Genomic DNA, 16,980 nt, shown 5'->3' with positions numbered 1-16,980 from the left:
CCAGGCGCTGGGTAGCGTCGGGGCCACGATGCGGCCCCCAGCAGCACCCGACCGGACGCGCCGTCGCGAGCTGCTCCTGCAGCGGGACGGCGCCACGTGCGTGTGGTGCGGCCGGCCGTTCGGGTCCCTGGTGCAGCCGACGACCGAGCACGTCGTGCCCCGGGTCAAGGGTGGCCCGTCCTGGCTGGAGAACGAGCTGCTGGCCTGCCGCCGGTGCAACGGTCAGCGGGGCCACCAGGCGCCGGTGGCCTGGTTGGAGGAGTGCGCCCGTCGGGGGTGGGCCCCCGATCCGGACCGGCTGCTGCGCTCGCTCGTCGCGCTGCAGGAGGCCGTCGGGCGGCGAGGCGGCCAGCGCCGGGCCCGGCCCTACCTGGACCGCGAGCTGCGCCGGCTGCGTCGTCGCACGGCGCCACCCTGACGCCGCCGCGACAGGATGGGCGCGTGCGCCGACTCCTCGACACCACCGCCCCGGTCCCCACCACCGCCCTCGCCCCCGAGGAGGTCGTGGCCGGGTCACCCGTGGCCGGGTCGCGCGCCCTGACGACGCTCGGCGACGTCGAGGTGGGGCTCTGGGAGATCACGCCCGGGACGGTCACCGACGTCGAGACCGACGAGGCCTTCGTCGTCCTCTCGGGCTCGGCGACCGTCACGTTCGACGACGGCGAGGTCGTCGACCTGGCGCCGGGCGCGGTCGTCCGGCTCGCGGCTGGCGACCGCACCACCTGGGTGGTCCACCAGACGCTCCGCAAGCTGTACGTCGGCTGAGCCGGCCCCTGCGCCGTCGGGGACGGGACGGTGGCGCAACTACCGGCTCGAGGTCCCGGCCGCGGGCTGCTTCACGCCCGGGACCTCGTCCGCGCGTCAGGACTGTGCCACCTGGCGCACGTACCTGGTGCCCTGTCGCGCCGGCTCCAGACACCGCCCGCACCGATCTGGGGCGGTTGCACTAGACCATCGGGGCCGGTCGGCGGCCCCTCAGTCCCGTGGTCGGCCGCGGGGGGAGGTGTCCAGCGCGGCGACCCGCTCGGCGGCACGCCGGCGGTCGGGCACCTCGAGCTTGCGCAGCACGCCCTGCACGTGGTGCTTGACGGTGTGCACGCTGACGAACAGCGCCCGGGCGATCTCGCTGTTGTCGAGTCCCTGCCGGACCAGGCCGAGGACCTCCTGCTCGCGCGGCGTGAGCAGGGCCAGCGCCTGCTCGGCCTCCTTGCGCCCCGTCACGTCCTCGACCGTCACCACCAGCAGGTCGGAGCCGCCGGCGGACCGCAGCGGGCGCTGCACCCGGGCGCTCACCCACGTGAGCGACCCGTCGGCCCGCAGGTGGCGCCACTCCGAGGCGGCGACGGCACCGCCCTGCGCCACGCGCCGCAGCTCCGCGCGCCACCCGACGCGGTCCTCGGGGTGGAGGGCGTCCTCGAGGCTGTCGAGTTGCAGCAGCTGCTCGCGGGAGCGGCCCACGAGCTGCTGGAACCGGTCGTTGAACCGCACCAGACGACCCTCGGGGGTGAGGTTCGCGAGGCCGCCCGACGAGCCGTCCAGGGCGTCGAGGCCCGCGAACCAGTGCGCGCCCAGCTCCTCGACCCGGTCGGTGATGTCGCGGAAGTGCACGGTGGACCCGCCGACCTCGGGGTCGTCCGACAGGTCCCGGAGCATGACCTCCAGGTGACGCCACCGGCCGTCGCGGTGCCGCACGCGGAACACCACGGGCCTCGGGGGACCCGTGACCTCGGCGGCCGAGAGCATCGCGTCGATCATCGGCTCGACGTCGTCGGGGTGGACCAGGTCGATGGTGACGCGGCCCGTCATCTCCTGCGGGGTCCAGCCGAGCACGTCCTCGACCGAGGGACTGATGTAGCGCAGCGTCCCGTCCGCCTCGTAGAGCGCGACCACGTCGGGGGAGTGGTGCAGCGGGTGTCGGGACCACTGCTGCTCCAGCCCGTGGGGCACCTGCCGCTCGGCGTCGTACTCCATGACGGCGAGGTCCTCGCGCGTGCTGCCGTCGCCGCCCGCGGGGGAGCCGGAGACGACGGAGACGAGGGCCTCGAAGGGGGTCCCGTCCTTCGGTCGCAGCCGGAGCGGGCCGTGGAAGCGGCCCGTGCGACGGTGCTCGGCCCGCGCGGGCGCGAGCCGCTCGTCGCTCGGGTCGAACACCGAGGTGCCGCCGTCGAGGATGTCCTCGCGGGCGAGGCGCAGCTGGTAGCGGCAGGTGGAGGTCGCGTCCAGGACGGTGGACCAGTCGGGGGTGAGGAGCACCACCCTGGATGCAGGGTCGCCGTGCGGGGCGTCGTGGATCGTGCTGATGGGGCCGCTCACCTGTCGTCTCGGGGGCCGTTCCCACCACGGCCGGGAGGACGTGCGGAGCTCGGGCCGCGCCAGCCTAGCCAGGTCGCCCGGGTGGCGTGCCGGACCTCGCGGGCGTGGCGCGGTGGCGCCAACATGGGTCGCCCGGCTAGTACCTGCGGCACGCCGTGGCGCTCAGACTGGGGCGGACAGGACATACCCCCCCGAGAACGCATGGAGCCATCCCGTGACCACCGAGCGCAGCAGCACCCGGACCAGACCCACCACCTCGCCGCCGCGGACGCGGTCGCGGATCAGGTAGGACGCGTCGTACGTCGCGGCCGGCACCGGGGGGAGCCGGCCGCGACGACGGGTGGGGACCGGTCCGAGCGCCTAGCCCTGGCCCGGCGCGGGCGGCGGGGCGCTCACCCGTCGCGAGAGCACCGCCGCACCCGCCAGCGTCGCGGCGGTCAGCCACAGCACGCCTGCGGCGCCGGAGCCGACCGCGACCGCCCCGGCGAGCGAGGGCACCACGACCTGGCCGAAGCGGTTGCCGGTCAGGCGCAGCGACATCGCCCGGCCGCGCAGGCCGGGGGGCGTGGAGTCGGCGAGCCACGACATCGTCAGCGGCTGGCCCGCGCCGAGACCGAGACCGGTCGCGGCGACCAGCACGACCAGCAGCCAGACCGGCATCGGCACCGGGACCAGCGCCATCCCCACCGCCGAGAGCACCACGCTGCCCGTCAGCAGCGCGCGCCGACCCCACGCGGCGGCGAGGCGGCCGAGGAAGAACCGGCTCACCATCGACGCGCCCGCGCGCACCGCCAGGAGCGCGCCGATGGTGCCGGACGCGATCTCGCGCTCGGTCCCGAGCACGGGCAGGTAGACCAGGCTGATGTCGACGGCCGAGAGCACGACGCAGCTCACGGTCAGCGCCGGCACCAGCCCCCGGCGCCGCAGCAGCGAGCGCACCGAACCGGGCGCGACCTCCGAGCGCTGCTGGGCCGAGCCCGACGAGGGCAGCAGCAGCGAGGTGGCCAGCAGGACGGCGCCGAGCCCGGTGGCCCACCCGAAGATCGCGTTGGTGTCGGGGATGGCGCGCTGCCCGCCGAAGAGCACGATCAGGCCGGGACCGAGGGCCTGGCCGGCCGAGGTCGCGAAGGTGTAGTGCCCGAACGCCGAGTCGTAGCGGCTGCGCGGCGTCCGGTTGGCGACCAGCGCCTGCTGCCCGATGACGGAGAACAGGTGGCCGGTGCCGAGCAGCACGCTGGCGAGCAGCAGCCCCCACACCGACCGGGTCAGCGCGAACGCCGCGGCGGCGGCCACCACCAGCACGCCACCGGTGATCATCACGCGCCGCTCGCCCCACCGGTCGGCGGCCAGGCCGCTCGGCACGGCCAGCAGCAGCGGCACCACGGCGAAGCTCGCGCCGAGCGCGCCGAGCCACGGAGCGGGGACGTCGAGCTCGATGGCGCGGTAGATCGCCGTCGGCCGCAGCACGAAGGTGACGGCCTGGACGAGCAGCGAGTGGGCGAAGAACGGCACCAGCCACGCGCGCGACCGCTCGGCGCGGGTCACCGGTGCCCGTCCAGGCGCTGGGCCGCCCGGGCACCCAGGCTGTGCTCGACGTGCCGCTCCATCACCGTGGCGGCCGCCTCGGCGTCGCCCCGCGCCACGGCGTCGACCAGCTGCTCGTGCTCCTGGTCGGTCCGGTCGCGCGCGGCCTGGTCGCGCGGCGAGCGCAGCCCCAGCAGGCGGTAGCGGTCGGTGCGGTCCCAGAGGCCGTCGAGGGTGGCGACCAGGACGGCGTTGTGGGACGCGACGTAGACCGCCCGGTGGAAGGCCCGGTGGGCTGCGAGATCCGCGGCGTCGGGGTCGTCGGGCAGCGCGCGGCAGCCGGCGAGGGTGGCGCGCATCCGGTCGAGCTCGGCCGACGTGCGTCGCTCGGCGGCCAGGGAGCAGGCCAGCGGGTCCAGCGACCGTCGCAGCTCGACGAGGTCGCGCGCCTCCTCGGCCGTGAGGTGGGCCACCCGCGCGTCGCGGTGGGCGCCGAGGGAGACCAGGCCCTCGACCGAGAGCCGCCGCATCGCCTCGCGCAGCGGCGTGGTGCTGACCCCGATGCTCTGCGCCAGGCGGGCCTGGGGGACCACCGACCCGGGCTCCAGCTCGCCGGAGAGGACCATCGCGCGCACCCGTGCGTACGCCAGGTCGCCCTTGGTGGGGAGACCGCCGTCCGGGTCGCCGTGCGAGGTCATGGTTATAACCTAGAGGATCGCAATGCGAGCGTGAGACACGGGGCCACGGAGCGGAACGGCGTCCTGATCCCGGCGAGGTTATGACGGTGGCACACGCTCGGGCACGTGCACGCCTGGGACCTCGGGGTGAGGCGGAGCCGTGGGCCCGCAGGGTTCGATGCCGTGGTGGACCTCGTGACGTGCGCCGCCCCCGCCGCTGCGGCCGGGCGACCCTGATGGCGCTCCTGGACGTCGCGGCGGGCCTGCTGCTGACGGCCACGGCGCCCGGGTGGTGACCACGACGCGCAACCCCTCCGACTTCTACGTCGCCGAGCACGAGCGCACCCGCTGGGTGCACGAGCTGCGCGACCCGACTCGTGGGTGCACGCGACGCCCCGGGCTGGGTACGGCGTCCGGGTGACCGCCGACCTCGTCTACGTGGTGGCCGGCGGCACCCTCCTGCTGGCCGTCCTGCTGCCCCAGCTGCTGCGCCACTGGGCAGTCTCCGCGCCGATGGTGCTCGTCGCCGTCGGCATGCTGGTCGGCCTGACCCCGCTGCCGGACGCGCTGCCGCTCGACCCGCAGGAGAACCGGGCCGTCATCGAGCACGTCACCGAGCTGACGGTGCTGATCGCGCTGATGGGGGTGGGCCTGGCGATCGACCGCCCGCTGAACCTGCTGCGCCGGTCGTCGTGGGGCGGCTGGTCCCCGACCTGGCGGCTGCTGGCGGTCGCGATGCCGCTCACGATCGGCTCGGTGGCACTCCTGGGGTGGGCCGCGGGGCTGGCCCCGGCCGTCGCGCTGCTGCTCGGGGCGGTGCTGGCCCCGACCGACCCCGTGCTGGCCTCCGACGTCCAGGTCGCCGGACCGCGTGGCGGCGACCGCGACGAGGTGGACGGCGACGACGACGTCCGCTTCAGCCTCACCTCGGAGGCGGGCCTCAACGACGGGCTGGCCTTCCCGTTCGTGTACGCCGCGGTGCTGCTCGCGACCGAGGGCGCCGTGGGCGGGTGGGCGCTGGAGTGGGTGGGGTTCTACCTCGTCGGCAAGATCGTCATCGGGGTGCTGGTGGGCCTCGTCGTCGGCCGGTTGCTGGCGGCCCTCGCCTTCCGGGGTCGTGACAGCTCGGACGCGCCGACGGTCGCCGAGCGGGGCGAGTCGCTGCTGGCGCTGGCCGCCCTGCTCTCGGCGTACGGCGTGGGCGAGGTGGCGGGCGGCTACGGCTTCCTGGCCGTCTTCACCTGCGCCATGACCCTGCGCTCGGCCGAGCGCGGCCACGACTACCACCGGGCGATGCACGAGGTCGTCGAGCGGCTCGAGCGGCTGTTCACCCTGTTCGTGCTCCTCGTGCTCGGCATCGCGCTCACCCGCGGCCTGCTCGCGACCCTCGACTGGCGCGGCGTCCTGGTCGGCGTGGCGCTGGTCGGGGTGGTCCGGCCGCTGGCCGGCTACGTCGCCCTGGCGCCCTGGGCGCGGCAGCCCGACGAGGTCGGCGGCACCACGACGCCCGAGAAGTGGGCCGTCGCGTTCTTCGGGGTCCGGGGGGTCGGGTCCCTCTACTACCTGGCGTACGCCGCGGGCGAAAGCCCGGACCTCGGCGGTGACTGGCTGTGGTCCACGGTCGCCTTCACGCTCGTGCTCTCGGTGCTGGTGCACGGCGTGCTCGCGACCCCGGTGATGGCGCGGATCGACCGGGCGCGGGGCCGCTGAGCCCCGGGCGGGGTCACTGCGCCTGCGGCGCCTCGCCGCGACGGCCCAGCGAGGCGATCGCCCCCAGGATCAGCAGGCAGCCGACCGCGCCCGCGGGGGAGAGCCGTTCGCCGAGCAGGGTCACCGCGACGAGGACGGCGGTCACCGGCTCGAGCAGGGTGGCCACGACGGCCGTGCCGCTCGGGGTGCTCCGCAGGCCGGCGTACAGCAGCACGTAGGCCAGCGCCATCGTCACCACCCCGAGGTAGGCGACCAGCACCCACGACCCGGCGTCCGCCGTGCGCCAGGGCTCGTCCCCGACCACGACGGCCAGCACGCCCACCGGCACCAGCGCCGCGGCCACGACCGCCGTGGTGCAGGTGGTGACGACCAGGGCGTCGCCCCGCCGGGTCAGCGAGCCGCCCGCCTCCGCCGAGAGGGCGTAGGCCGCCCCCGAGCCCAGCGCGGCCAGGACGCCCCACCCCGGGTGGGTGCCGGTGCCGGCCGTGCCACCGCCGGCCCCGACCAGCAGCAGCCCCAGCAGCGCGGCGCCGACCACGAGCGCCTCGCCGGGGCCGGGGAGCCGGCGACGCCGGACGCTGCCGAGCACGAGGAGCAGCACCGGGGCCGAGCCGAGCGCGACCACGGTGGTCACGCTCACCCCGGCGCTGACGACGGCCACGAAGAACAGCAGCTGGAAGGCCGCGGTCAGCGAGCCGGTGAGGACGACCTCGCGCCGGTGGTCGCGCAGCAGGGCGCGGCACGCCCCGACCCGGCGCGCGGCCCCGACGGCGAGCAGCAGGACGGCGATCCCGGCGGCCGAGCGCCACGCCCCGATGGTCAGCGGCGAGAGGCCCGACCGGTCGTGGACCACGTCGACGGCCGGCCCGATGGTGCCCCAGAGCACCCCGGCGGCGCCGAGCAGCCCGAGCCCGGCCCAGCCGCCCCGGGCGGCTGCTGCCGCGGGCCGGGTCGACGAGGTCACGGGCAGCATCCTCGCGCCCCGCCCGGGTCGTGCGGGTGAGGGGGCGCCCGGGCGCCCGGTGGCACCCACGACCCGGGGCGCGGCGGGTCAGTCGGGGGGCTTGAGGACGGCGTACGGGTCGGTGACGGTGAGGGTGCGCTCGCGGAAGCGGTAGACCGTGGCGGGGCGGCCGCCGTGGGGGCCGGGGGCAGCGGTGCCGCCGGTCGGCTCGACCATGCCGCGCCGCGTCATCACGCGGGTGAGGTTGGTGGTCGAGACGGGGTGGCCGAGGGCGGCGCTGACGAGGTCGCGCATCACCGGCATCGTGAACTCGCGCGGCGCCAGCGCGAAGCCGATGTTGGTGTAGCTGAGCTTGGCGCGGAGCCGATCGGTCGCCGCCTCGACGAAGTGGTGGTGGTCGAAGGCCGTCGCCGGCAGGTCGGCGACGTCGAACCACTCCGTGTCGGCGGGCAGCACGGGCACGACGTCGACCGGCACCAGCGCGAGGTAGCCCGTGGCCAGCACCCGCTCCCGGGGGTCGCGGTCGACCCGGCTGTGGGTCGCGACCTGCTCCAGCCAGGACACGTTGCGCACGTCGACCTTGGCCGCCAGGTGGGTGCTGATCGCCTCGCGCAGCCGCTGGTCCGGGGCGACGCCGCCGCCCGGCAGCGACCAGCGACCCGACTCGGGCGCGCGCTCGCGGCGCCACAGCAGCACGCACAGCCGGCCCTCGCGGACCGAGAGCACCACGGCCAGCACCTCGTGGGCGTACGCCGCCAGCCCCGACGCACCGACCGCCGCGTGGTCGGTCCCCGGGCTGGCCATGGGGTCGATGGTAGCGTCGGCGGCAGTTGTCGCCTTGCAGTCGAAAACCAGGGGAGCCCCCATGACCACGACCGACACCTCGGCCCGCCCGCGGCGCTGGCCGCACGCCTGGCAGGAGGAGGTGCGCCGCCTGGCCGAGGAGCGCGACGCCGTGGTGCTGGCGCACAACTACATGAGTCCCGAGGTCCAGGACGTCGCCCACCACGTCGGCGACTCGCTCGCGCTCTCGCGGATCGCCGCCGAGACCGACGCGCGCACGATCGTGTTCTGCGGCGTGTGGTTCATGGCCGAGACGGCCAAGATCCTCAGCCCCGCCAAGACGGTCCTTGCCCCGACCCGCGAGGCCGGCTGCTCGCTGGCCGACTCGATCGACGCCGACCAGGTGCGGGCGTGGAAGGCCGAGCACCCCGACGCGGTCGTGGTCGCCTACGTCAACACCAGCGCCGCGGTGAAGGCCGAGGTCGACTACTGCTGCACCTCCTCCAACGCCGTCGAGGTGGTCGACTCGATCCCGCGCGACCGCACGGTGCTGTTCCTGCCCGACCAGTTCCTGGGGGCGCACGTGCGCCGCGAGACCGGGCGGGAGAACCTGCTGGTCTGGCTGGGGGAGTGCCACGTGCACGCCGGCATCACGCCGGCCGACGTCCGCCGCCAGGTCGCGGCCCACCCCGAGGCCGAGCTGCTGGTGCACCCCGAGTGCGGGTGCGCCAACTCGGCCCTGTGGCTGTCCGGTGCCGGCGACCTCCCGGCCGGACGCACCCAGGTGCTCTCGACCGGGGGGATGCTCGAGGCCGCCCGGACGATGACGGCGCCGACCTCGCTGGTCGCGACCGAGGTCGGGATGCTGCACCAGCTGCGGCAGGTCAACCCGACGACGACGTTCCTGCCGATGAACCCCCAGGCGTCGTGCCGGTTCATGAAGATGACCACCCCCGAGCTGCTGCTGGCGACGCTGCGGGGCGGGGGCGACGAGGTGCACGTCGACGCCGACGTCGCGCGGCGGGCCCGGCGCGCGGTCGAGCGGATGCTGGCCATCGGTCGGCCCGGCGGTGGCGAGTGAGCGCGTCGGCGGCACCGCGCGGGTCCGTCGAGGTCGACGTCCTGGTCGTCGGCGCCGGGGTGGCCGGCCTCTCGACCGCCCTGGGGCTGCGGGCCGGCGGCCGCACGGTCGCCGTCGTCTCGGCCGGTGGGGGCAGCACCGGCTGGGCCCAGGGCGGGGTCGCCGCGGCGTACGCCGGTGACGACGACCCGGTCGACCACGCCCGGGACACCGCGCTCGCCGGCGCCGGCCTGTGCGAGCCGCGCGCGTTGGACTGCCTGGTCGAGGAGGGGCCGCAGCGCCTGGCCGACCTGCTCGGGCTCGGCGCCCGCTTCGACCGGGACGCCGATGGCCGGCTCGACCGCACCCTCGAGGGCGGGCACGGCCGCCGCCGGGTCGTCCACGCGGGCGGTGACGCCACCGGTGCCGAGGTGCTGCGCACGCTGGTCGCGGCTACCGAGGCGCAGGCCGCGCTGCGGGCCGGGCTCACCTGGTGGCGCGAGACCCGGGTCGTGGGGCTCGTCCGCGGCCGCAGCGCGGCCGACCCGGGGCGGGCGCAGGTGACCGGTGCCCTGCTGGAGGGGCCGGCGGGAGCGACGACGATGCGGGCCCGCGCGGTGGTGCTGGCCACGGGCGGCATCGGCGCGGCGTACGCCGTCACCACCAACCCGCCCGGCGTCACCGGGGAGGGCGCGGCGCTGGCGCTGCTGGCCGGCGCCGGCCTGCGCGACGCGGAGTTCGTGCAGTTCCACCCCACCGCGCTGCACCTGCCCGGTCGCGACGGCCAGGTGCCGCTGGTCTCCGAGGCGCTGCGCGGCGAGGGCGCCGTGCTGCGCGACCACGGGGGCGCCGCCTTCATGGCCGGCCGCCATCCGCTCGCCGACCTGGCGCCCCGCGACGTCGTGGCCCGCGCGGTGCACGCCGTGGCGACGGGCTCGGGACGCGAGCACGCGTGGCTGGACGCGACGGGGGTCGCCGACGTCGCGGAGCGGTTCCCCACGATCGCCGCGTCCTGCGCGGCGGCCGGTCTCGACCCCGCCCGCGACTGGCTGCCGGTCTCGCCCGCCGCCCACTTCTGGTGCGGCGGCGTGGCGACCGACCGGTGGGGCGCGAGCGACGTCCCCGGCCTGCACGCCGTCGGCGAGGTCGCCGCGACCGGCGTCCACGGCGGCAACCGGCTCGCCTCCAACAGCCTGCTCGAGGGGCTGGTCTTCGGGCGGCGCACGGCCGCGCGGCTGGCGCTGGAGCTGCCCGAGCCGGCTGTCGGCGAGCTGCCCGACGTGGTGCTCGACCCGGACCCCGACGGGTCGCAGGCCGTGCGCCGCTCGATGAGCGCCGACGTCGGCGTGGTCCGCACCGCGGAGGGCCTCGGCCGCGCCGCCCGGGTGGTCGCCGGTCGGCCGCGCCGCGATCCCGTCGCGCTGGTGGCCGGTGCGGTCGTGGCGGCCGCGAGGGCGCGGGAGGAGAGCCGCGGGGCCCACTTCCGCGCCGACCACCCGGTCGCCTCCGACCGGTGGCGCCACCCCGTCGCGGTGCGGCTGGACCCCGACGGCGTGCCCCGGGCCCGTCTCGTGACCGAGGCCGCCGCTGCCGTGGGGAGGGTGGCGTGAGCGCCTTCGCCGACCCCGCCGTGCAGGCGGCCCGGGAGGGCCTCGTGGCCGCTGGTCTCGACCCGGACGCGGTGCTGCGGCTGGTGCGGGCCACCCTCGCCGAGGACCTGGGCGTCGGGCCGGACGACGAGCTGGGTGCGCACCTCGACCTGACCTCGGCCGCGACCGTGCCGGCCGACGCGTGGCTCGACGTGCGCTACGTCGCCCGCCAGCCCGGCACGGTGGCCGGCCTGGCGGTGCTGGCCGCGATGGTCGCCGACGTCCTCGGGCCCGAGGCGCGTTTCGTGGCCCGGGTCGAGGACGGTGCCCGCGTCGCACCTGGCGACGTGCTCGCCGAGCTCGAGGCGCCGGCCCGCGGCGTGCTGCTGCTCGAGCGCACCTCGCTCAACCTGCTCGGCCACCTGTGCGGGGTGGCCACGGCCACCGCGGCCTGGGTCGCCGCGGTCGAGGGCACCGGTGTGCAGGTCCGCGACACCCGCAAGACGATGCCGCTATTGCGGGCCCTGGAGAAGCACGCGGTGCGCTGCGGTGGCGGCCGCAACCACCGCGCCGGCCTCCACGACGCCGTGCTGGTCAAGGACAACCACGTCGCGGCCGCCGGCGGGGTGGGGGCGGCCCTCGAGGCCGTGCGGGCCGTCGCCGCCCTGCGCGGGGTGCCGGTGCAGGTGGAGGTCGACGACCTCGACCAGCTCGACGAGGCCCTGGCCCACGGGGCCCGCGAGGTGCTGCTCGACAACTTCTCGGCGGCCGACCTGCGCGAGGCCGTGCGCCGGACCCGCTCGCGGTCGCCGGGCACGGTCCTGGAGGCCAGCGGGGGGCTCACCCTCGACGTGGCCCGGGCCGTCGCGGCGACCGGCGTCGACCTGCTGGCGGTGGGTGGCCTCACCCACTCCGCCCCGTCGCTCGACATCGGGCTGGATGCCCGCTGACCGGGTACGACCCCCACCATGCGCATCTTCTTCACCGGCGGCAGCGGCAAGGCCGGCCGACACGTGGCTCCGTTCCTCGCCGAGCTGGGACACCAGGTCACCAACGCCGACCTCGTGCCCCTCGACCACCCCGGGGTCGCCGACCTGCGGGTCGACCTGACCGACGCGGGGGAGACCTGGTCGGCGATGGCCGGCCTGGCCACGATGGCCGAGCTCGAGCTGGACGAGCAGCCGACGTACGACGCGGTGGTGCACTTCGCGGCCGTGCCCCGGATCCTGCTCGCCTCCGACGCCACGACGTACGCCACTAACGTGCTCAGCACCTTCCACGTCCTCGAGGCCGCGCTGCGCCTCGGCATCCGCAAGGTCGTCTTCGCCTCGTCGGAGACGACGTACGGCATCTGCTTCGCCCAGGGCGAGCGCCGCCCGCTCTACGTGCCGGTCGACGAGGAGCACCCCACGGTGCCCGAGGACGCCTACGCCATGTCGAAGGTGGCCGGCGAGGTGACGGCGCGGTCCTTCCAGGCGCGCACCGGCGCCGACGTCTACGGGCTGCGGATCAACAACGTCATCGAGCCCCACGAGTACGCCGAGATGTTCCCGCCCTTCCTCGAGGACCCCGCGCTCCGACGCCGCAACGTGTTCGCCTACATCGACGCCCGCGACCTCGGGCAGATGGTCGAGCGGTGCCTGCAGACCGACGGTCTGGGCTACGAGGTCTTCAACGTCGCCAACCCCGACATGTCGGTGGCGGCCACCACCCAGGAGGTCCTCGACCGCTTCTACGACGGTGTCGAGGTGCGCCGCCAGATCGGTCGCGACGAGACGTTCTACTCCATCGACAAGGCCCGCGAGCTGCTCGGCTTCGCCCCCGAGCACTCCTGGCGCGACGTGCTCGCCGACCCGGGCGCCGCCCCGGCGTGAGCGGGACCGCCGACCTCCGCCTCGACCTGGCGCAGGTGCCCTTCAGCCGGGCCGGGTCGTGGCTCGACCTCTCCCCGGTCGCGGGGCAGCACGACGTCCGCGACCAGGTGCACCTGGTCTCCCACGTGCAGGGGATGCACGCGGTCCTGGAGCTGGTGCCGGTCACCGCCTCCGGCCCGGTGGCCCACGAGGTCGGCGCCGACCCGGCGGTGCTCACGTGGACCGCCGCCGAGGGGCGGGTGCGGGCGGTCTTCGCCGGTGACGACGTGGTGCGGTTCCGCGGGGAGGGCCTGGGGCTGCGCGTCGCGGCCGCCGCCCCCGAGCTGACGCCCTTCAGCGGCACCTACCTCGTCGAGGAGCCGGTGAGCGGGACGGTCGTGCTCACCTCCTACGAGACCGGGCGCCGCTACCGCGTCGGCGTCGAGGTGGGCGACGTGGTCGTGGAGGGTGCGCAGCGCACCGGCCGCTGTGCCCGCTCCGTCACGGTGCTGCCCGACGGCACGGGCGTCGCCGAGCTCTGGGTCCAGGAGCTGCCCGGCGAGGCCCCGCGGTGGCGCCCCGCCCGGAGCTTCGAGGACGAGCGGGCCGCGGTGGCGGACGAGCTCGCGGCGTACGTCGCGCGCGTGGCCGGCTGGCGCACCGACCGGACGCCGGCGGCCGCGGCTGCGGTGCACCTGCTCTGGTCGGCCACCGTCGCCCCGTCCGGCTACGTCGGCACCGACGCCGTGCTGATGTCGATGAACTGGATGGACAAGGTCTGGAGCTGGGACCACTGCTTCAACGCCCTCGCGCTCGCCGAGGGGGACCCGGCGCTGGCGTGGCAGCAGCTCCGACTGCCCTTCGCCCACCAGGACGAGCACGGCGCCCTGCCCGACTCGGTCACCCAGTCCGAGGTGCTGCGCAACTTCGTCAAGCCGCCCGTGCACGGCTGGGCGCTGCAGTCGCTGCTGGCCCGGGTCGCGGAGCGGCCCGACCCGGCGGTGCTGGCCGAGGTCCTCGACGAGCTCGCCGCCTGGACGACCTGGTGGACCACCCGGCGCACGGCCCCGGGGCGCCGACTGCCGCACTACCAGCACGGCAACGACAGCGGCTGGGACAACGCCACGGTCTTCGCCGAGGAGCAGCTGCTCGAGACCGCCGACCTGGCCGCCTTCCTCGCCGTCCAGGCGCAGGTGGTGGCCGACCTGGCCTCCGAGCTGGGGCGCGACGAGCAGGCCCGCCACTGGTCGGCGCGGGCGGACGTGCTCGTCGAGGGGCTGGTCGAGGAGCTGTGGGACGGCGAGCAGCTGGTCTCGCGGGCCGTCGTGTCCGGCGCCCGCCGCCGCACGCGGAGCCTGCAGCCCCTGCTCGCGCTGCTGCTGGGGGAGCGGCTGCCGGCGGCGGTGCGCGAGGCGCTGGTCGCCCGGCTCGACGACCACCTGACCGAGCACGGGCTGGCGACCGAGCCGGTCGGCTCGGCGGCGTACGAGCCCGACGGCTACTGGCGCGGCCCGATCTGGGCGCCCTCGACGGTGCTGGTGGTCGAGGGCCTGCGGCGGTGCGGTCACGACGGCCTCGCCGACGACGTGGCGCGCCGGTTCCTGCGGCTGTGCGAGCGCAGCGGCTTCGCCGAGAACTTCGACGCCGTGACCGGGGAGGGGCTGCGCGACCGCGCCTACACGTGGACCGCGAGCGCCTACCTGCTGCTGGCCCGCGACGCGGGGGCGCCGGCTCGCTAGGGTCGTGACGTGGCTGACGACTGGCGGACCGCGAGGGTCCAGACGCTCCGATCCCTGCTGCTGCGGGCCGAGCCCGACGTCGTGGAGGAGGCCAAGTGGCGCAAGCCCACCAACCCCGACGGGGTGCCGACCTTCTCCTGCGACGGCCTGGTCTGCACGGTGGAGACCTACCGGGACAAGGTGAAGCTCACCTTCGCCAGGGGCGCCTCGCTCGAGGACCCGGACGGGCTGTTCAACGCCAGCCTCGACGCCGGCACCCGCCGCGCGATCGACCTGCGGGAGGACGACGTGCTCGACGAGGACGCCTTCGTCGCGCTGGTCCGCTCCGCGGTGGCCCGCAACCGGGAGTAGTCACACCTGCTGCTCGGCACGCGTCGACGTGGTGAGGGACGTCGATCGAGGAGGGCCACGTAGAGGCGCACGACGCCGTGAAGGGGCGCTGGCGCCACCCGCGCATGCCCCTTGGGCTGGTGCCGCGACACCCGGCAGGCGTCCGCCGCGCTGCCCGACGACTGGCTCGTTGGCGGGACACCGCCAGTGGGCTGCCCACCTCGTCGAATGCGACAAATCGTGATCTTCAGGTCATGGCTTTCGTCATAGTGGAGTGGCCGCCCGCGCCCGCGGGCCGTCGCGGGGGGAGCGGTCATGCACGTGCGTCAGCAGCACGCCGCCCACGCACCCCGCTACGCCATGACGCTCACGGGGCTGGTGCTGGTCGTCGTGGCGACCGCGGTCCAGTCCCGCGGGCTGGTGGCGCCGGGACTCCCGAGCACGCGTGCGACCAGCGACCTCTGCTCGGCCCTGGCGAGCGTCGTCGGTGCCCTCGCGTGCGCCTGGGCGGGCCTGCGGTCGCCGAGCACCGACCCCGCGAGCCGGCGGGCCTGGGCCGGGCTGGGGCTCGGGGTCGGCCTGTGGGCGGTGGCCGACGCGGTGTGGTTCGGCTACGAGGCGGCCGGCTCCGAGCCGCCGTACCCGGGTCCGGCCGACCTGCTCTACTTCCTCGGCATCGCCGTGGTCGGCGTCGCGATGGTGCTGCTGACCCGCGGCAGCCCCGAGCTCGGCGGTCGCAACAGCCGGATCACGCTCGACACGATGGTGCTCGCCTCGGCGATGACCCTGGTGACCTACCTCCTCGTCCTGCGCCGCGTCGTGGAGGTGCTCGGGCCGGGCACCGAGGCCGTGCTCTCGGTGGTCTACCCGGTCGCCGACGCGGTCTTCGCGGCCCTGGCCGGCGTGCTGCTCGTCCGCTCGCGCAGCGAGCGCGAGCGCGGTGACCTGCTGCTGCTCACCCTCGGCTTCGGCGCCTACTGGGTCGCCGACGGCTACTTCGCGGTCGCGGACGCGATCGGCACGACCGACACGGTCGACTCGCTCGGCCTGGGCTACGTGCTGGCGCCGCTGCTCGTCGGCCTCGCCGGCACCACCGCGGGCACCGACGGCGGCCGGCTCAGCGGCACGCCGGGCTCGCTCACCCGCGGCCTGTCCGCGATCCTGCCCGACGTCGGCGTCTTCGCCGCGATCCTGGCCTGTGCCGCGGGCACGCTGCGCACCGAGTTCGACTGGGTGCTCACCACCTCGGTCCTGGCCCTGATGGCCTACCGGCAGGCGCTGATCGCGACCTCCAACCAGCGGGTGCGCAGCGCCCTGGAGGAGCGCGTCCTGGACCGCACGGCGAGCCTGCAGTGGCTCTCGGACCACCACGAGGGGATCCTCGCCTCGATGGGCGAGGGCGTCATGGGGGTCGACGCGGAGGGCCGCGTGACCTTCGCCAACCCGGCAGCCGCCGGGGTGCTGGGGGCCGATGGCGAGGCGCTGCTGGGCACCGACCTGTGCACGATCACCTGCCCGTCGGACCACCAGGACGGCGAGCGCTGCCTGACCGACGTGGTGCGCGAGACCGGCACCGCGATCACGCGGCCGTCCGGTGAGTTCGCGCGCGTCGACGACACCCGCTTCCCGGTCGAGGTGACGGCCGCCCCCCGGCGCGGGCCGGGCCTGGAGACCGGCATGGTGCTGGTCTTCCGCGACACGACCGAGCGCCAGGCGATGGCGCGGATGAAGAACCAGTTCGTCTCCGCGGTCAGCCACGAGCTGCGCACGCCGCTGACCTCGATCCGCGGCGCGCTGGAGATGCTGAGCGACGGCGACACCGGCGAGCTCCCGGCCAGCGCGGGGTCGATGGTGGAGACGGCACTGCGCGGCAGCGAGCGGCTGACCCGGCTGGTCAACGACATCATCGACGTCGAGCGGCTCGAGTCCGGGTCGTTCCCGATGTACTTCGCCGAGCACGCGGCCGCGGCCGTCGTCGAGGCGAGCGTCTCGGGACTGGAGGTGCTGGCCGCCGAGGCGGGCGTCACGCTGGTGGTCGACGGGGCCGAGGGCCTCGTGCGTGCCGACGCCGACCGCCTGGTCCAGGCCCTGGTCAACCTGGTCGGCAACGCCGTGAAGTTCTCGCCCCCGGGCAGCGAGGTCCACGTCGAGGCCCGCACCGTCGGTCCGGCCGTGCAGTTCACCGTCTCCGACAGCGGCCGGGGCATCCCCGCCTCGCACCTGGAGCTGGTCTTCGAGCGCTTCGCCCAGGTCGAGGTCTCCGACGCCCGCGAGAAGGCCGGCACCGGCCTGGGCCTGCCCATCACCCGCTCCATCGTCGAGCAGCACGGCGGCCGGATCTGGGTCGAGAGCGTGCCCGGGGAGGGGTCGACCTTCGCCTTCACCGTGCCGGTCGCGCAGGTCGAGGCGCCCGCGCAGCTCGCCTCCTGAGGGGCCTG

16 protein-coding genes are annotated in these 16,980 nt (G+C 75.8%); 11 read left to right on the top strand and 5 right to left on the bottom strand.

The genetic code is table 11. The features are described 5' to 3' along the window. Positions 1 to 28: 28 nt before the first annotated feature. Together BLU55_RS12120 and BLU55_RS12115 are read left to right on the top strand one after the other, a co-directional pair. Positions 29 to 418: an HNH endonuclease gene (locus BLU55_RS12120; RefSeq protein ID WP_091730026.1), complete on the top strand. Its 390-nt coding sequence runs from the start codon at positions 29 to 31 to the stop codon at positions 416 to 418. A 23-nt stretch (positions 419 to 441) separates the two neighbouring features. Next, positions 442 to 765, top strand: coding sequence for a cupin domain-containing protein (locus tag BLU55_RS12115; protein ID WP_197680972.1), 324 nt, complete (start codon positions 442 to 444; stop codon positions 763 to 765). Between the two features lie 210 nt (positions 766 to 975). Here the strand turns inward: BLU55_RS12115 and BLU55_RS12110 are convergent, their stop codons facing one another. The 3 genes from BLU55_RS12110 to BLU55_RS12100 all read right to left on the bottom strand — a co-directional run bounded on the left by BLU55_RS12110 (position 976) and on the right by BLU55_RS12100 (position 4,535). Continuing rightward, positions 976 to 2,313, bottom strand: a complete 1,338-nt coding sequence (locus BLU55_RS12110) for a helix-turn-helix transcriptional regulator (RefSeq protein WP_157682838.1) — start codon at positions 2,311 to 2,313, stop codon at positions 976 to 978. 360 nt (positions 2,314 to 2,673) lie between these two features. Then, complete coding sequence (locus BLU55_RS12105; RefSeq protein ID WP_197680971.1) at positions 2,674 to 3,858, bottom strand: MFS transporter; 1,185 nt, start codon at positions 3,856 to 3,858, stop codon at positions 2,674 to 2,676. Then, positions 3,855 to 4,535 carry a GntR family transcriptional regulator gene (locus tag BLU55_RS12100; protein WP_091730022.1) on the bottom strand — a complete coding sequence of 227 codons (681 nt, stop codon included), beginning with the start codon at positions 4,533 to 4,535 and terminating at the stop codon, positions 3,855 to 3,857. The genes BLU55_RS12105 and BLU55_RS12100 overlap by 4 nt, the downstream gene beginning before the upstream one ends. Before the next feature lie 268 nt (positions 4,536 to 4,803). On the opposite strand from BLU55_RS12100, the gene BLU55_RS20050 reads away from it, so the two are divergent. Together BLU55_RS20050 and BLU55_RS12095 are read left to right on the top strand one after the other, a co-directional pair. Continuing rightward, positions 4,804 to 4,935, top strand: coding sequence for a hypothetical protein (locus tag BLU55_RS20050; protein WP_269457917.1), 132 nt, complete (start codon positions 4,804 to 4,806; stop codon positions 4,933 to 4,935). Continuing rightward, positions 4,932 to 6,224 carry a cation:proton antiporter domain-containing protein gene (locus tag BLU55_RS12095; protein WP_091730019.1) on the top strand — a complete coding sequence of 431 codons (1,293 nt, stop codon included), beginning with the start codon at positions 4,932 to 4,934 and terminating at the stop codon, positions 6,222 to 6,224. The genes BLU55_RS20050 and BLU55_RS12095 overlap by 4 nt, the downstream gene beginning before the upstream one ends. 13 nt (positions 6,225 to 6,237) lie before the next feature. Here the strand turns inward: BLU55_RS12095 and BLU55_RS12090 are convergent, their stop codons facing one another. After that, entirely contained in the window at positions 6,238 to 7,188 is a 951-nt protein-coding gene (locus BLU55_RS12090) for a DMT family transporter (RefSeq protein ID WP_197680970.1), read from the bottom strand. Positions 7,189 to 7,275: 87 nt separating this feature from the next. Then, the gene (locus tag BLU55_RS12085; RefSeq protein ID WP_091730014.1) at positions 7,276 to 7,992 is read right to left on the bottom strand and encodes an NUDIX hydrolase; all 717 of its coding nucleotides are present in this window, start codon (positions 7,990 to 7,992) and stop codon (positions 7,276 to 7,278) included. 61 nt (positions 7,993 to 8,053) lie between these two features. Here BLU55_RS12085 and nadA point away from each other — a divergent pair, with 61 nt between their 5' ends. From nadA to BLU55_RS12050, 7 genes are all read left to right on the top strand, one after another. Beyond that, positions 8,054 to 9,052 carry a quinolinate synthase NadA gene (gene nadA, locus BLU55_RS12080; protein ID WP_091730010.1) on the top strand — a complete coding sequence of 333 codons (999 nt, stop codon included), beginning with the start codon at positions 8,054 to 8,056 and terminating at the stop codon, positions 9,050 to 9,052. Continuing rightward, positions 9,049 to 10,641, top strand: coding sequence for an L-aspartate oxidase (locus BLU55_RS12075; RefSeq protein ID WP_091730008.1), 1,593 nt, complete (start codon positions 9,049 to 9,051; stop codon positions 10,639 to 10,641). The genes nadA and BLU55_RS12075 overlap by 4 nt, the downstream gene beginning before the upstream one ends. Continuing rightward, entirely contained in the window at positions 10,638 to 11,570 is a 933-nt protein-coding gene (gene nadC, locus BLU55_RS12070; RefSeq protein ID WP_091730007.1) for a carboxylating nicotinate-nucleotide diphosphorylase, read from the top strand. The genes BLU55_RS12075 and nadC overlap by 4 nt, the downstream gene beginning before the upstream one ends. An 18-nt stretch (positions 11,571 to 11,588) precedes the next feature. Next, entirely contained in the window at positions 11,589 to 12,494 is a 906-nt protein-coding gene (locus BLU55_RS12065) for an NAD-dependent epimerase/dehydratase family protein (RefSeq protein ID WP_091730005.1), read from the top strand. Next, a complete protein-coding gene (locus BLU55_RS12060; RefSeq protein ID WP_091730001.1) occupies positions 12,491 to 14,212 on the top strand; it encodes an amylo-alpha-1,6-glucosidase in 1,722 nt (573 codons plus the stop codon). The genes BLU55_RS12065 and BLU55_RS12060 overlap by 4 nt, the downstream gene beginning before the upstream one ends. Before the next feature lie 9 nt (positions 14,213 to 14,221). Then, the gene (locus BLU55_RS12055; RefSeq protein ID WP_091729999.1) at positions 14,222 to 14,563 is read left to right on the top strand and encodes a DUF1801 domain-containing protein; all 342 of its coding nucleotides are present in this window, start codon (positions 14,222 to 14,224) and stop codon (positions 14,561 to 14,563) included. 294 nt (positions 14,564 to 14,857) lie between these two features. Further along, the gene (locus BLU55_RS12050) at positions 14,858 to 16,972 is read left to right on the top strand and encodes a sensor histidine kinase (protein WP_091729998.1); all 2,115 of its coding nucleotides are present in this window, start codon (positions 14,858 to 14,860) and stop codon (positions 16,970 to 16,972) included. The last annotated feature ends 8 nt before the right edge of the window (positions 16,973 to 16,980 follow it).

The organism is Nocardioides scoriae, from assembly GCF_900104965.1.
Lineage (GTDB): Bacteria > Actinomycetota > Actinomycetes > Propionibacteriales > Nocardioidaceae > Marmoricola > Marmoricola scoriae.
Note: the sequence above shows the minus strand (reverse complement) of the source record. Positions and strands in the feature narration are given on the sequence as shown.